Raw genomic sequence first — 16,337 nt, forward strand, 5'->3', positions numbered from 1 at the left:
TTTATTTATTTTTAAGAATGTTGATTGCGTTGGAAAGATTAAGATAGGCTTTGATAGGCAAATGATCTGAAGCAATACGTGCAAGCGGTGAATGATGATTTTCAATACTTGTTACCAATTGGTGGGGAAAAGAAAAAACGCGATCAAGGGCTAACAAAGGAAAGCGAGAGGGAAAGCTTGGTACAACTTCAAAAGTGCTATCAAAATAGGGAGAAAAATGATTTAAAGATGAGCCTTTTCCCATCCGCCATTCATTAAAATCTCCTATGAGGAGTGTAGGCATAAGAGAGCGTTTTTGAAAAATTTCAAGGAGCATTTTTGTTTGTTGTTTACGAGAGTAACGTAATAAGCCAAAATGAGCCGCAATAATACGAATAGGGCCTGCTGCCATTTCCAACTCTACAACTACAGCCCCACGTGGTTCAATACTAGGAAGAGTGACTTGTAAAGTATCACGTACATATCCCTTTCGCAAAAAAAGAGCATTCCCATGCCAACCATGGCCATGAGGTGACATAGTATTAAGAGGTACAGGAATCAAACCGGTTTCAGCTTTTAATAGCTGAAGATTGATCAAACCGATACGTTCCCCAAAACGTTTATCTGCTTCTTGAAGAGCAAGGATATCAACTTGTAATTCAGTAATAACACGGACAATTCTTGTAGGATTAAAAATTTTATCAACACCTACACATTTATGCACATTATAGGAAGCAACGGTCAGATCATAATTACTATTTTGATTGATGATGTTTGATTGATGATGAGAGCGGCTGTGAATTGCATTTAAAAGGGAGTTATGGAGTTTTTGTTGGATAAAACCGGTAAACCAAGGGAATTTTTGCTTATAAGGTATTTTTGTCATTTTGCGAAAAGAATAGTCTCTAAGAGGCCAAGAGTAAAAACTTACACTAAAAACAAAAGAACCTTGTCTCTTTTAGAAACAAGGTTCTTTAATTAAGTTATGATTTTTGCAATCAATCACGGTTTGAGCCAAGAAACTGTAGCAAGAAAACAAACATATTGATGAAATCAAGATAAAGATTCAACGCGCCCATAATAACTTTACGTCCTCTGGTGTCGCTTTCATCTCCTTCGTAATACATCAACTTAATGCTCTGGGTATCGTAGGCTGTCAAACCAGCAAAGATAAAAACACCAATCACAGAGATAGCAAATTGCAAAGCGCTTGATCCAAGAAAAATGTTCACAATCATGGAAAGCAGCAAGCCGATCAATCCGATGAATAAGAATGAACCGATTGCTGTGAGATCACGCTTTGTTGTGTATCCATAAAGTGAAAGAGCTCCAAAAGTTGCGGCGGAAATGACAAAGGTTTGCACAACACTTTCTGTCGTATAGCGCAAAACAATTGAAGACAGTGAAAGACCAACCAGAGCAGCATAACCAAAAAAGAGACTACGAGCAGCATTTGTGCTCAATGTATTAATTCTAAAACTGAGGAATAAAACTGCTATGAGTGGTGCAAACATAACAATATAAGAGAATGGTGATGTATAAAATGTTACTCCAAATGGTGTTAGATAAACACTGCTATTGATTTGAGCTGCTGCTTGGTTCATATCTGTTGTCGTTGCTAATGATACAATTGCATAAGCGGCAGCAGCTGTAATAAGCAAACCAATGGCCATTGTATTATAGACACCCAACATATAGTCGCGTAATCCCTGATCAATTGATGCATCGGCATGAGAAGCAGGTGCCGAACGTAAATCTTTAAAATTAGCCATAATATAAAATCCTTTAGCATATGTTCCGTCAGGTATAGGGCTTTAAAAGTGTCTCTGTCATTACACAGATAAGCTTGGCATAAGCCTTAATTGGGCAAATACAAAAACCCTCAAGAATCACTGACAGAATTCCAGTATACCTGCCCTTATTATGGCAATTTATTTAAAAATTACAAGAGATTTATATAAGCAAGGAACCTTACAAATTGGTAAGGAAAGAGTTCATTTTAATAAAAAATATTTCCATTTTTGCCATATTTTTGCAAGATAAAAAGACTATACTTAAGAATTTTCTATTATTCACGGGAATATGTAATACAATCATTTATAAAATATCCACTATCTTTACGCTTATAAGAAAAGCGGCAAGTATCATTGCACTATTTTTCAGCCTCAGATTATTGCATCTGTTTTGTATGGTTAGAAGACCTATTGAATTAGATTTTTATATAATATATTGATATATAATGATAAATTGTCTTTTTTGAATGCTAAATGACACTCCGAAAATCGTAAGATTCTCTGGTTGCAAATCTGCTTATTTAAATCAATCAAGATTATTGATTTGCTTGTGTCTTGCAAGAAACATGGTTTTAATGGATTCAGCATGAACAGATTCCAAATAAAAGAGATTTAGGATATTAAAGGCTCCCATTCAATAGGAAAAACGGTATTTTATATTTATAATCAATATGTTGCTTTAACAAGACACCGTTGAAAATAGTTAAAAAAAATGTTTTTTATTAAACAATATATAAAATAAAAAAGGAGAGCTTTTAAACGAAGTACTTAAGAAAGGCTCTGTAAAAACGATACCTGTAAAAACTAAAGAAACATGCGAAAAGCAATTGTTCTAATCAAATAAACAGAACTTTAAATGCTGTGAAATATTTCCTCAAAATTATGATGTAGGACACATGGATAAAAAATATTGATTTCTATATGAGTTTATTTCTTTTGCATTAACCAAGTGTAGAATGTAAGGTTGAAAAGAAAATAAGAGCTTATAATTTTATGAAAAGAAACACGTGAAATAACGAGCAACAAGAACTGATTAAGAAAAATCAATGTGTAATCATACTTGTGATGGTCAATAATCTCTATTTTCTAAAGAAATGAGTATATCAATGAGAAGATGTACTGTTGGAATGACGTTTTGCTTTCATCCAAGTACGCAATTCTTCAATGAGGATGGCAATAACACCGAGAGTGATAAAACTATCTGCAAGATTGAAAATAGCAAAATAAAAAATATCATCAATATGAAAAAGTATATAATCAGTGACATGATGAAAGCGAATACGATCAATGAGATTGCCGATTGCTCCCCCAATAATAAGAATAAGGCCAAAGCGCATTAAAGACTTATTATATTCAGTATTTTTCCATAACCATAGAAGGAAGATAATCACAATGATCGTGATGGCGATGATTCCCCACTGAGAAAAGGAAGAAAAAAACGAAAATGCAATGCCAGAATTGCGCACATGATAAAGGGAAAGAAAAGGAATAAGCGAAATTTCTGTTCCTAAGGGCATATTGTGCATAATCCAGTATTTGACAACTTGATCAAGTACTACTGTCAAAGCCAAGCCCAAGAGAAGAAAAGGGAGTGATTTACGAATCATGTTTTTCCTCAGATGGTTCCAGTATTAAATAGGGGCGACGGATTTCATAAAGCATAACAGCTGTTGCTACAGCTAGATTAAGCGAGTCTGCTCGTCCGCTTTGTGGAATACGCGTAAGTTTATCACACCGATTTGTAAGAAGATCTGATAATCCCTGTTTTTCATTCCCCATTAAAAGGATAATAGGGCCATTTTTGAAATCAAGTGTGCGATAATCCTGAGACCCTTTGAGATGTGTTCCAACGACCATACCTTTAAAGTGAGAAGACCAATTTAAAAAGGCGCTTTCATCAAAACGATAAAGTGGTACAGAGAAAATAGACCCCATGGTTGCACGGACCGTTTCAGGCGAGAAAGGGTCTGTTGTTTCGCCAATTAAAATAACACCTTTAGCACCTACAGCATCAGCGGTTCGAATAATGGTACCAAGATTTCCAGGATCACGTACACGATCAAGCGCGATGTAAACATCTTTAATCTGTCCTTTTATCATTTCAAAAGAGTGCCATTTTTGCTTGAAAATACCAATAACTGTTTGTGGATTATCGCGTCGGGTAAGTGATTCCATAACCTTTTGTGAGGCTTTAATAACAAAACCACCGTTGGCTACAGCACGTGCAGCAGTATTTTCGATAGCAGCATTACCAATTTTACTTTTAGAAAAAATAAGCGTCTGTATTGTCCAGCCGAGATCGAGAGCATCAATGACTAATTTCAATCCCTCTGCCATGAAAAGACCTTCTCTATTACGATTTTTCTTTTGGCTAAGTGCTTTAAGATCTTTTATGATGGGGTTGCTAAGAGAGGTAATTTCTTTCACTCTGCCAGTTTTGGGTCTACACATATTCAAGCAATCCAACGGCTAAAAAGAGAAGTAGAAAGAGCACGTCCTGCAACTTCTTCACGCAAAATGAGTTCTCCTGATTCGACCGTACCATCAAGATTTACAAATGCATCACGCATTAAAGCATGAAGTGCAAAGAAGGAAGCACGAATAGAATAAGCTGTAAGGACAACAGAGAGCGGTTTATCAGAGAGAAGTTTACGACAATTTGTGATCATAGCGGGCAAATGATCAAACAGTTGCCAAATTTCACCATGGGGTCCACGCCCATAAGCGGGAGGATCAAGAAGAATCATGTCATAGCTTTTCTTACGACGCAGTTCACGCTCGACAAATTTCATAGCATCATCGCAAATCCAGCGAATAGAATGATCTGGTAATCCTGCTCTTTCTTGATTAGCTTTTGCCCACGCAATGGCTTTTTTAGAAGCATCAACATGGGTAACATTCGCACCCGCTCGCGCCCCAATCAAAGAGGCGATACCTGTATAGCCAAAAAGATTCAACAATTTTATAGGACGTTCGGCTTTAACAATTTGTTCTTCCATAGAGCGCCAATGGGCATCTTGTTCAGGAAAAACCCCCACATGCCGAAAGGAAGTAAAACGGCCTAGAAAAGACAATCCATTCCAAGCAAGAGTCCATGTTTCATCGAGTGGCTTTTTAGGAAAATGCCAACGACCAACCCCTTCTTCATCAAGGTTTCCTGTGAAAATAGCATCAACATCAGCCCATTGTTTTTGTGGTAAAGCGGGTTTCCATAGTGCTTGACCTTCTGGTCGAATAATGCGGTAAGCTCCATAACGTTCTAATTTTTGTCCATGACCAGAATCAATGAGAGCATAGTTTTCGCTTATACCCGTTTCTAAAATAAGGGGCAGCTTTTCCTGCGGATATCTATTGTTATGGGAAGATTGAAAGCATTGTGCGGGCATGTTTTGTATCACGGTTGAGGTATGAAAATATATTATAAAGTTCTTAAGTGTTTCGTAAAAGTGCAAAAGAGCTAAAATCAATTAAAATATGTATAAAAAAGAAAAAGAGCACTTTTAACTCTGTACTGAATATCAAATACAGAGAGAAAAGATTTCATTTAAATACCATTACACCAGATTTGTGATAGACGTTTTCAATTTTTCAATCTCGGCGTTACTTTTTTTGAGAGCTTTTTTGTATTTGTGATAGGAAAACCAACTGATCAGATTTCCTAATAAAATACCAAAACCAAAGAAAATAAAGAGCCATATAAAGAGGGGAGCATGATAAGTAAAACTTTCAGAATCTGCTCGAAAAGGATCAAGGGTTAACGGAACCATTTGACGATTAGCCACGATAAAAACAATCAAAAACGCTGCGAGAATCACACCGATACTTGTTAGAAGAATACGTTTAATTATCATAAGTTTCTCACTGATTAAGACGGTCGCGTAAATCCTTGCCAGTTTTAAAAAAGGGAATCCACTTCTCTTCAACAGAAACGGCTTCACCTGTTCGTGGATTACGTCCATTACGGGCTGAACGGCTTTTTACAGAAAAAGCTCCAAATCCTCGAAGTTCAACGCGATTGCCATTTGCAAGTGCTGTTGAAATTTCCTCAAAAATAGCGTTTACAATATTCTCCACATCCCGTTGAAAAAGATGCGGGTTATGACGAGCGATAATTTGCACGAGCTCTGATTTTACCACAATAGCCTCACTTTCACACAAATTTTTTTCGTAATTGTGCACTTCATGCATATTACAATATATAAACGGATAAAAGCAAAATAAAACCAAGAAAAAACAAATTGCAAGAAACAAAATTTGAAAATACCTTCTATAAAGGTTATACAGATTAAAAATGCGGAGTATTTAAGAGATTAGGAGAGTATGTCCGTACACAATCATTATGAAGCTTTTCCAACGCAATCATCTTTTGGAGATGTTTTTAAAAAAGCATCCCGTCATTCGCGTCGCATTAGCATATTAAAAATTTTTTTACCTCTTTTAGCGTTGATTTCAGCGCTGGTTTTTTGCTGGTTTACGTTTTTCTTGGTTCCTGTTACTTCTGATTCTACGCCTTTGAATCATGAAGAAAGTGGCGTGATGAATTTGACGATGCTCAATCCAAAATTAGAAGGGTATACGCGTGCTCATGAACCTTATTGGCTTAAAGCAGAAAAGGCATTTCAAGACCATACACACGCTGGAATGATTGGATTGCAAAACATTACAGCTAAAGCATTTATGGGCCAACAAAGACAGGTTTTTCTCGCAGCGCAAGGGGGGGTTTACGATAACATTAATGGTTTTTTACAGTTGGACAAGCCATTTACCATTACGACGAATGATGGGATGATGGTACAGTTTATGTCAGCTAGTATTAACTTATCCGAGGGACAGTTAAAAACAGATCAACGTGTTAATATTCAGCAAGCTGGTTTGCATCTTGCCGCAAACGCCTTACAAATTCGAGAAAAAGGAAAAAACATGTATTTCCATGGTGGTGTGCATCTAGTGTTTCAAAAGCAATGACGCAATATCAATACGAATCTTTAGAGGATATTTATAAAGAGAAGTACATGTATATACAAACAGAAGAATTGAAATAATGAAATCATACAAAAGATGGATAGGTGTGATGTTGGCTTTTAGCATGGGAATGTTAGGAGGAGGAGCTGTTCTAGGATATGCTGAAGTGGCCCATTTTGGAATAAGTCTATCAAGCGACAAAGAACCGGTAGAACTTCATGCAGATTCTTTGGAAATACGTGATAAAGAAGGGATAGCGCTTTTTAAGGGTGATGTTTCAGTGGTGCAAGGTGAACGTCTTTTAAGAACGGCAGAATTAGTTGTTTACTACGATAAAGCATATAAAGAAATTGATAAAAACAAGAAAGATACAAAGGCATCATCTGTTTCTTTATTTGGTTCATCAGGTATACAAAAAATGGAAGCTTTGGGAGAAGTTTATATAAAAATTGCTACGCAAATTGCTACGGGTGATAAAGGCGTTTTTGATGGAAAGTCAAAAATGATGAGTTTGACAGGGAATCATGTTGTGTTAACTGATGGTGACAATGTGGCAACGGGGTGCAAACTAACGGCAAATATGGAAAGCGGAAAGGCTTTTTTAGAAGGTTGTGAGACGCCTAAGAAAAAGGGTCGTGTTTCCATTATTTTAAAACAAAATCAAAAGAATGGCCATTAAGATTTCATGTTTGGAATCAAAAGAAAAAAACAGACCGATAGGTATAATCTTGAAAGTGAAGCTTCAAAAAATCCCTTAAAAGGGACCTTGATTGCCAGTAATTTGATTAAAGTTTATCGAGGAAGACGAACTGTTAATGGTGTTTCTTTTGGCATTCGTACAGGAGAAGCTGTTGGCATTTTAGGGCCCAATGGGGCAGGTAAAACAACTTGTTTTTATATGGTTACGGGGCTCATAAAATCTGATGGAGGATCCATTAAAATTGATGGATTTGATATTACGCATCTTCCGATGTATCGACGTGCGCGTTTGGGTATTGGATATCTTCCACAGGAGGCTTCTATTTTTCGTGGTCTTTCAGTAGAAAATAACATTAAAGCTGTTTTAGAGGTCGTTGAAAAAGATCGCCTTAAACAGCGTGAAGAGTTAGATAGCCTTTTACATGAATTTAAAATTGATCATTTACGTAAAATGTCTGCACTTTCGTTATCTGGAGGTGAACGTCGGCGACTTGAAATTGCGCGCGCTTTAGCTTCTCGTCCCCATTTTATGTTACTTGATGAACCATTTGCAGGAATTGATCCTATAGCTATTTTCGATATTCAACAACTTATTCGTCATCTAACTAGGCGTGGCATTGGTGTTTTAATAACGGATCATAATGTGCGTGAGACATTAGGGCTTGTCGATCGCGCTTATATTATTCATACAGGGCGGGTATTAGTTCACGGCTGTCCTAATGATATTATCAACAACGTTGATGTACGCAGGATTTATTTGGGAAATCAGTTTTCCCTTTGATTTTACAGTTTTCACGAGTTTCGATTTAATTTTAATCAAACATTATTACTGAAAATCTCCTTATTTATGCCAAAACTTCTTTTATGACTATAACCTTAGAATGTTTTTATTGAGTGGTGAAAAAGGATTCATCATTAAAGGGTTAGTTTGTTGTTTTATAAGTTTAGCTTACTCATGATTGTATCATAGAAAAAATATCACTAGATTAACTTGATAATGAGTGATAAACGAAGCTCGCAATAAATGCGTGTATTATTGAAAGGTAAGAGATGTTTATCATATTTTTCTCTGTCGAATCAAATAATATATCGATGATGCTGTTTTAGGTATTTTGATGGGAGCACCGGTTATTCAATGTGAGTTGTCGTATTTTATTGTTTTATATGGCCTATTTAAAAATAGGAGCTCAGCTACAGATATCAGGCTAAATCTATAAATTTTTAAAGTAATCATTAAATCTCTAAAAACCTTTATATTCTTGTTATAAGGCGATATTCAAGCTATACAGTAATTTTCAAAGTAAAGGTCCATTTTGCGCAGTACGCTTTTCATCTTAATTTAAGGGATCATTTTTAAAGAAAGAAAAACTCTGATGGCGAATTATACATCAACCCTTATGACAAGTTTAATAAATTTATGAATAATGACCTTTTCTAGAGTCGTAAGGAAATTAACTTTATGAACAACTTCATTTCTTCGTTTTCTCATGCCGTTAATGAGGAGCTAAATACTATTTATTGTTCTGTTAAAAGTGATATGACATGTATTGAGTTATCACCTGCTATAAATTGAAAAATAAAACACATGCGATGTTGCGAAAAGTGAAAAACATTAAATGTCTATACCGTTTATAGGTTTATTTATGAGCATTTGAGCGTGTAAGAGGAAAATTAAAGTATGAATTTGAGTGAGTTAATAGCACCGGAAGCGATCATTCCGGCTCTTAAGGCTAATTCGAAAAAACAAGTTCTACAAATTTTAGCAGAAAAGGCTTCTAAGCTGACAGGTCTTAGTGAGCATGTAATTTTTGATGTTGTTTTGCAACGCGAGAAGCTTGGTTCAACGGGTTTGGGTGGTGGTATTGCGATTCCTCATGGGAAATTACCTAATATTAATCGGATTATTGGTATATTTGCACGTCTTGAAAGTCCTGTTGATTTTGAAGCTCTCGATGACGAACCTATAGATCTTGTTTTTCTCCTTTTGGCACCTGAAAATGCTGGTGCAGATCACTTAAAAGCTTTATCACAGATTGCACGTGTTTTGCGTCATGCTGATGTTGTGCAAAAGTTGCGCAATACGCATAATGCCAATGCGCTTTATGCTTTATTGATTCAAACTTCAGAATCAAATGCAGCTTAAAAGGTATTATGGGTGTATAAATTGCGAGGTATGCATCACAGAGCGTGGGAAATAATATAATTTGCATCTTAAGACTAATAACAAAAGATTATGTCATGAGATTTAAAAAATAATTTCTAAGTGAACCTTCTTGTTAAAGAATAAGCAACAAAAACGAAGGACTTGTCCTTTCTTGTTCTCGTATATTAAAGCATCTAATTATTATGTTCGTGGATTCTTTATATCCTGTTATACTGTAAAAACACTATCGTTTGAGGTGTGGTGAGATAAATCCTGTAAGTCTTCTTAATATATTAAGTGCTTTTAGAGTGCGTAGTAAATATTCTTGAGTAGGACTTGTCTATAGATCCTTTAGTTAAGTGAATCACATGAGTGGGAAGGCAAGAGGAGACCGCTCGACAAGAATACAAACTTTTTCAGTCAAGATTGGATTAAGAATCTTCGTTCTTTGAGGCTGGAGAAGAAATCAATAGGAAAGTTTATTTGTGCATTGAATCTTTTTGTAATTTAAATTTGGGTATTTAGGGATAATATTATTAAGGTTCAAGTAGACAATAAGGGATATTGTATCCTGTATGTATTAGTAGATTGATTTTAAATATAAATCACTATTTTTCATGTTGGATGAGAGATCTGAATATTGTAAGCTTCTCTCATTCCAAATTTGTTTATATTGAATCAATAAAAATCATTTTCTTGCACGTTATAAACGGAATTAGCGTGTGGATAAAACTGTATAAGACAAGGAGTAAAAATGCCTCTTATGAACCGTCTCAAGAGCCAAGGGCTGTAGCAATATTAGAAGCTGGAAATAGTGTGATGGTGCCGGTTTGCTTCTTCAAAATGGGAGATATCAATTATTTTAATAGGTATGATTTAGATGTCAGCTGTTGTATAGAGCTCATACTAAAAAATAATTTTGTACAGTAAGAATGAAAATTATATATTTAGATTGGGTGAAAGAGCTTTGTGCATGGGAAGACTTATACAGATCCACTTTAATTGATTAAAATGTTGTTAAAAAACGATAAAGTTAGAATTGCTGTAGAAAAAAGTTTTATATTTTTGTTTATAAATTACTGAGAAACAAGAGAAGGAAACTTTCCAAAAGAATTTTTAAGAAGCTTTTTATAACAGAAAGAAAAATATCGTCTAATACATTAAAATAATATGATTAAGATATTATAAGCTACTGAAATCAGTTTAGAAATTAACAATTTGAGATGAAATATATAGGGAAATAAGATCAAAAGAAACAAAGTTGTATGTGATTATTGAGATAGAATCAAAATTCTTTATGTTTTATTATTAATATCTTGATAATATTCTATTATTTTTTCAAGATATTTTGAAGATTATGAAAGGGCGGTATGGGGATGATGTTGAATACGAAGTGTGAATGCACTATAATGGGTGAAAGGTAAGGTATTTACGAACATAAATGTATTGAATGTGTGAAGTCGAAAAGTGATATTCGAAAAGCTGTGAAGTTTTTTTGTGATATAAAGAGTATAGTTTTTTTCTTAATAGAGTGGTGGTGTATTTTCATCTTGTTATGAAGTTTTATTGCTTGAAGAAATCGTTTTTTACACAAAAACGAAATGAGTAGCATAAAATGAAAATGTTATTTTTTAATGTGGTTATTGAATAAGAAGTTTATATTTTGGTAAAAACTAAAAGGTCACAATGAAACATAGAAATCTATTCTGATGGTGTGAAAATATTTCGCTTATTGGAGGAATTAGGACAGTGATACATGGGTATAGAGAAGTTTTTTGAATTTTTCCAATGAAGAGAATCTTGTTAGAGACTAAAGAAGTGAGCTAAATAAAGATGTTTGAAAAGACTGTTATTACTGCATCTGTAATGGTTCTGGTTACAGCTGGGGCAACATATGCACAAACGCCAAATCGTTTAAATCAATTTGAAGCGTGGGGGGCCTATTCTTATAAATCGCCCAAAAATACGATTTGCTATGTGTTATCTGTACCTTTGAAGGCTCTTCCAACAACGGTTAATCATGGTGATAACTTTTTCTTAATTACCAAGCGTTCTCATTCACCTGTTTCGTTTGAACCGCAGTTTATGGCTGGTTATAAGCTTCAAGAAGGGTCGAGAGTGACAGTGACCATTGGAAATAAGGACTTTGATTTTTTCACGAAGGATTCCTCAGCTTGGTTGGCATCATCAGAGCTAGAAAAGCAGCTTGTTTCTGCTATACGTGCTGGAAACAATATGACAGTGCAAGCGATATCAAAACGAGGAACGCATACTACCTATACTTATTCCTTAAAAGGGGTTACTGCTGCTTTAAATGCAGCTCAAAAGTGCCATTAAGGTTTCGATAATTTCTAAAATAGTGATGTGAATTGGAAAGCAATGGCCATTTCCTATGACCTTAGACCAGTTGGTTCATGTTTTGCGCGAGAAACAGATAATGTGGTCGTGAAGGAGAGTTCTAAGCTCTCTTTAATTGGTTTGTCGCAAGATGAGATGGTGCAAGCTTTAAAGACAGTTGGTGTACCAGAGCATCAAACGCGTATGCGTGTGCGTCAGCTTTGGCATTGGCTTTATGTGCGTGGTGTTTCAAATTTTGATGAGATGCTGAATATTTCCAAAGCAATGCAAGAGACACTTAAGTGTCATTTCTCCATTGCGCGCCCAGAAATTGTTGGAGAACAAATATCAAAAGATGGTACGCGTAAATGGCTCTTACGTTTTCCTGCGCGTGGAGCTGGAAAGCCTGTTGAAATTGAAACGGTTTATATCCCTGAAGAAGGACGTGGTACTTTATGTCTTTCATCGCAAGTAGGGTGTACGTTAACTTGCTCTTTTTGCCATACGGGAACGCAGATGCTTGTTCGCAATCTGACTGCGGAAGAAATTTTGGCACAATTATTGGTTGCACGTGATTGTTTAGGTGATTTTCCTGATAAAAATACCCCTGATGGGGCAATAGTTCCCCTTGAAGGTCGCAAAATTACCAATATTGTTATGATGGGGATGGGAGAACCTCTTTATAATTTTGAAGCTGTTAAAAAAGCTTTATTGATTGCTTCTGATGGTGATGGGCTTTCTTTATCAAAACGTCGGATTACGCTTTCAACCAGTGGAGTTGTTCCTGGAATTATCCGAACCGGAGAAGAAATTGGTGTTATGTTAGCTATTTCACTCCACGCAGTACACGATACATTAAGGGATATGCTTGTTCCTATTAATAAAAAATATCCGCTTGCTTTACTCATGGAGGCTTGCCGTAATTATCCTGGTCTTTCCAATGCAAAACGAATCACTTTTGAATATGTTATGCTTAAAGATATCAATGATAGTTTAGATGACGCTAAGCGATTGATTCAGTTATTGAAAGGGATTCCTGCTAAGATCAATTTAATCCCTTTTAATCCGTGGCCAGGGAGTAATTATCAGTGTTCTGATTGGGAGCAAATCGAACGTTTTGCTGATGTCGTTAATCAAGCGGGCTATGCTTCTCCTATTCGGATACCGCGTGGACGCGATATTTTAGCGGCATGTGGACAACTTAAATCAGCTTCAGAGCGTTTACGGAAATCTGAACGTTTGCGACTTGAAAATGCCATTGGTCATTAGTTAATCCAACTTTCAGCGACATTAAAGCCTATGCTTTTTTTCAGTAAATCAGCATATAATAGCATGTGTGAGACAGAGATTAAGATGGATAAGTGCGAGACGAACAGTTTCAGCTTTTATAAGCTAAATAGGGTAAGATATTGCCTATAATTTGTTTGCATAATCTCTGAAATAAGAAGGAAGCCTAATTTAGAGGGAATATGAAGTGTAAGGATTGTAATTAATTTACACCTTATTATCATACCCTTTAATTCGGTTTTATGACTTTTAAAAGCATTCACGGTAATATCCTTTAAAAAGTGGAGATTGTGCCTTGCCTCACTTTTTTGTTTGTTACGTTCTTTAACAAGATTACGCCTCACACACAAAACGGAGTTTCTAAAATATAAATACCATTGTGTTGTCTATTGACATGTTTTTAAAAAAGTATTCTCTAATGTACTCTCCATTTCATGATAGGGCTTATGAAGAGTATAAAACAAAGGAATCTATGGAATTACGATATTACCTCACTCTTACATTTAATAAAGGTGTCAATTGGTACCACCATTTAATTTTTTAACTCTAAATATTGTAACGCTTTTGGCACTTGAGATAGTTCATAAGAGGTATTTTTATTTTTTTCTTAGATAGTTTTTATCCATACGAAAACTTCAGCTTCGCTTGTGATGTATAAAGGAAAGGTATTGTTTTATTCAACATAAACAGGTTTGAAATGAAAAAATCTTATAATATTTGTTTTTTTATTTAAATTAAAATCGATACATTACACTTATAAATCAATGTTTTGTAACGATAAGGAGATGAAGGGCAAAGCTGGTAAAAGTACCAGCAATAAGCCAGTCGAGAAAACGAATATAAAGAGGATTTTTCTTGAGAACTTTGGTAAGTTTATGTGCTGTAAAAACGATAGAAATTGTAATGGGAAAAGAAATAGGAATATAAGAGAGTCCTAAAAAGAGTAACTTTTGTGTTGCCATAGGATCATCCGCGTTGATAAATTGTGGTAAGAATGTCGCGTTAAAGAGTATAACTTTAGGATTTAGAAGATTGATTCCAATACCAGCAAGATAGTTACGTTTAACGCTTTGAGATTTAGAAGATGTCTGTTCAAAGGAAAATGTCGGATTTCTCCGTAATGCTTGAAAGGAAAACCATAAAAGATAAAATGCGCCGGCAATTTTTAGAAGAATAAAAGTGTGTGGTGCGGCAAAAATAAGTGCTGATAAGCCAAGTGCTACAGCGGTAACCTGAATGGCAAACCCTGTTGCACTTCCCAAGGCGCACATAATTCCAGCTTTTTTGCTTTGTGTAATGGTTCGTCCTACAGAAAGCATCATATCTGGTCCTGGAATAAGTGCTAAAATCAACGATGCTAAAGCAAATTGTACAACAATAGACCACTCCGGTAGAAATGACACGTAAATCTCCTTTTATTTTTAACCAGTGTTCACTATTTATACTTTTAGACGCCTTTATTTACGCTTTTTGCGTCTTTTTAATGTTGCTTAAAAAGAATTTATTTTTATACTTCTTGCATCGTTTTGATTTCTGGGTAGAAATAAATGAGCAGCTCATATAGAACTTTGAAATGAAGAAGTGGCAAAATATTAGAAAAGTTGTTTTGGCTTATTCAGGGGGATTGGATACGTCAATTATTCTCAAATGGTTGCAAAGTACGCTAAGCGTTGAAGTTGTAACTTTTACAGCAGATTTGGGGCAGGGGGAAGAGCTAGAATTTGCTCGTCGTAAAGCTGAAATGCTAGGTGTTAAAGAAATCTACATTGAGGATTTGCGCGAAGAATTTGTGCGTGATTTTGTGTTTCCGATGTTTCGAGCCAATACCGTTTATGAGGGGACTTATCTTTTAGGAACATCAATTGCACGCCCACTTATTTCAAAACGGCTTATTGAAATTGCTAAGGAAACAGGAGCAGATGCAATTGCTCATGGGGCAACGGGCAAAGGCAATGATCAGGTACGCTTTGAACTTTCCGCTTATGCTCTTAATCCTGATATAAAGATTATTGCTCCATGGCGTGATTGGGATTTTAAGAGTCGGACAGATCTGTTTGAATTTGCTCGTACACATCAAATTCCTGTAGAAAAGGATAAGCAAGGCGAAGCGCCTTTTTCAGTGGATGCAAATTTATTGCATTCTTCATCAGAAGGAAAGATTTTAGAAGATCCAGCACTTCCTGCTCCTGAATATGTCCATATGCGTACTCTTTCGGTGGAAGATGCTCCAGATCAAGCAACCAGAATCACTCTTGGCTTTAAAAAAGGTGATGCTGTTTCAATCAATGGAAAAAATTTATCTCCTGCAACTTTACTTGCAGAATTAAATCATTATGGGCGCGATAATGGCATTGGTCGGTTAGATTTGGTGGAAAATCGCTTTGTGGGTATGAAGTCGCGGGGTATTTATGAAACCCCAGGGGGGACCATTCTTTTAACGGCTCACAGAGCTATAGAATCTTTAACGCTAGATCGTGGTGCAGCTCATTTAAAAGATGAATTGATGCCACGTTATGCAGAACTCATTTATTATGGATTTTGGTTTTCGCCGGAACGTAAGATGTTGCAGGCAGCCATTGATTTATCTCAAGAACATGTTGAAGGTGAAGTCACGTTAAAACTCTATAAAGGAAACGTGATTGTTGAAGGACGCCAAAGTAAAAAATCACTTTATTCGAATGAGTTGGTAACTTTCGAGGATGATCAAGGTACTTATGATCAAAGAGATGCAACTGGTTTTATTAAATTAAATGCTCTACGTTTGCGTACATTAGCAATGCGTCATCAAAGTGATAAAGAAAAGAAATAGAAAATTACGGTGACAAGTGTAGTGTGGATTAATGCTTTTGTGTGAAATGCCTAACTTAAGCATTTTATCTGTTGGTTTTTACCATTCTTTCATTCAATATTGGAAGCTTATCTTTTGTGCTAATAAATATAATAAGCAAAACCCATGATGATAATAGCAATGAAGGCTTCAATAATCAAAAACAAGTCAATTTTGCTTTATAATATTGAATGTTTTTGATTTTATCAGAATAAAATATGTTTATAGCGAAGGCAGTTTTTGTATTGTGACTTAAGAGTATAAAGAAATTTTCATCTTTTTGCTTGCTATTATTGACGAATAAATTCAA

15 protein-coding genes are annotated in these 16,337 nt (G+C 35.5%); 7 read left to right on the plus strand and 8 right to left on the minus strand.

Annotated features, from left to right (window positions below):
- Window position 1 precedes the first annotated feature (1 nt).
- From ACFIK6_RS00540 to ihfB, 7 genes are all read right to left on the minus strand, one after another.
- Window positions 2–865 (minus strand): endonuclease/exonuclease/phosphatase family protein, encoded by an 864-nt coding sequence (locus tag ACFIK6_RS00540; protein ID WP_375641283.1) that lies wholly within the window; start codon window positions 863–865, stop codon window positions 2–4.
- Between the two features lie 112 nt (window positions 866–977).
- Window positions 978–1,751 carry a Bax inhibitor-1/YccA family protein gene (locus ACFIK6_RS00545; RefSeq protein WP_375641285.1) on the minus strand — a complete coding sequence of 258 codons (774 nt, stop codon included), beginning with the start codon at window positions 1,749–1,751 and terminating at the stop codon, window positions 978–980.
- A gap of 1,124 nt (window positions 1,752–2,875) precedes the next feature.
- The gene (gene lspA, locus ACFIK6_RS00550; protein ID WP_375641287.1) at window positions 2,876–3,379 is read right to left on the minus strand and encodes a signal peptidase II; all 504 of its coding nucleotides are present in this window, start codon (window positions 3,377–3,379) and stop codon (window positions 2,876–2,878) included.
- The gene (locus ACFIK6_RS00555; RefSeq protein ID WP_375641289.1) at window positions 3,369–4,223 is read right to left on the minus strand and encodes a TrmH family RNA methyltransferase; all 855 of its coding nucleotides are present in this window, start codon (window positions 4,221–4,223) and stop codon (window positions 3,369–3,371) included. Before ACFIK6_RS00555 ends, lspA begins: the two co-directional genes overlap by 11 nt.
- Window positions 4,224–4,225: 2 nt before the next feature.
- On the minus strand, window positions 4,226–5,158 hold the full coding sequence (locus tag ACFIK6_RS00560; protein ID WP_375641291.1) for a class I SAM-dependent methyltransferase: 933 nt from the start codon (window positions 5,156–5,158) through the stop codon (window positions 4,226–4,228).
- 168 nt (window positions 5,159–5,326) lie between these two features.
- A complete protein-coding gene (locus tag ACFIK6_RS00565; RefSeq protein WP_375626136.1) occupies window positions 5,327–5,623 on the minus strand; it encodes a LapA family protein in 297 nt (98 codons plus the stop codon).
- A 7-nt stretch (window positions 5,624–5,630) separates the two neighbouring features.
- A complete protein-coding gene (ihfB, locus tag ACFIK6_RS00570) occupies window positions 5,631–5,909 on the minus strand; it encodes an integration host factor subunit beta (RefSeq protein WP_012754445.1) in 279 nt (92 codons plus the stop codon).
- A gap of 183 nt (window positions 5,910–6,092) precedes the next feature.
- On the opposite strand from ihfB, the gene lptC reads away from it, so the two are divergent.
- The 6 genes from lptC to rlmN all read left to right on the plus strand — a co-directional run bounded on the left by lptC (window position 6,093) and on the right by rlmN (window position 13,182).
- Window positions 6,093–6,737 (plus strand): LPS export ABC transporter periplasmic protein LptC, encoded by a 645-nt coding sequence (gene lptC, locus ACFIK6_RS00575; protein ID WP_375641294.1) that lies wholly within the window; start codon window positions 6,093–6,095, stop codon window positions 6,735–6,737.
- 76 nt (window positions 6,738–6,813) lie between these two features.
- A complete protein-coding gene (locus tag ACFIK6_RS00580; protein ID WP_375641295.1) occupies window positions 6,814–7,413 on the plus strand; it encodes an LptA/OstA family protein in 600 nt (199 codons plus the stop codon).
- A 6-nt stretch (window positions 7,414–7,419) separates the two neighbouring features.
- A complete protein-coding gene (lptB, locus tag ACFIK6_RS00585; protein WP_012754448.1) occupies window positions 7,420–8,214 on the plus strand; it encodes an LPS export ABC transporter ATP-binding protein in 795 nt (264 codons plus the stop codon).
- An 897-nt stretch (window positions 8,215–9,111) separates the two neighbouring features.
- Window positions 9,112–9,576 (plus strand): PTS IIA-like nitrogen regulatory protein PtsN, encoded by a 465-nt coding sequence (gene ptsN / locus ACFIK6_RS00590; protein ID WP_273722380.1) that lies wholly within the window; start codon window positions 9,112–9,114, stop codon window positions 9,574–9,576.
- Window positions 9,577–11,409: 1,833 nt separating this feature from the next.
- On the plus strand, window positions 11,410–11,913 hold the full coding sequence (locus tag ACFIK6_RS00595) for an invasion associated locus B family protein (RefSeq protein ID WP_375641297.1): 504 nt from the start codon (window positions 11,410–11,412) through the stop codon (window positions 11,911–11,913).
- A 42-nt stretch (window positions 11,914–11,955) separates the two neighbouring features.
- On the plus strand, window positions 11,956–13,182 hold the full coding sequence (gene rlmN / locus ACFIK6_RS00600; protein ID WP_375641298.1) for a 23S rRNA (adenine(2503)-C(2))-methyltransferase RlmN: 1,227 nt from the start codon (window positions 11,956–11,958) through the stop codon (window positions 13,180–13,182).
- Window positions 13,183–13,961: 779 nt separating this feature from the next.
- Here rlmN and ACFIK6_RS00605 read toward each other — a convergent pair.
- Window positions 13,962–14,603, minus strand: a complete 642-nt coding sequence (locus tag ACFIK6_RS00605) for a LysE family translocator (protein ID WP_375641300.1) — start codon at window positions 14,601–14,603, stop codon at window positions 13,962–13,964.
- A 170-nt stretch (window positions 14,604–14,773) separates the two neighbouring features.
- Here ACFIK6_RS00605 and ACFIK6_RS00610 point away from each other — a divergent pair, with 170 nt between their 5' ends.
- Complete coding sequence (locus ACFIK6_RS00610; protein ID WP_375641301.1) at window positions 14,774–16,009, plus strand: argininosuccinate synthase; 1,236 nt, start codon at window positions 14,774–14,776, stop codon at window positions 16,007–16,009.
- The last annotated feature ends 328 nt before the right edge of the window (window positions 16,010–16,337 follow it).

The organism is Bartonella sp. AS69XJJH (assembly GCF_042195585.1).
GTDB lineage: Bacteria > Pseudomonadota > Alphaproteobacteria > Rhizobiales > Rhizobiaceae > Bartonella.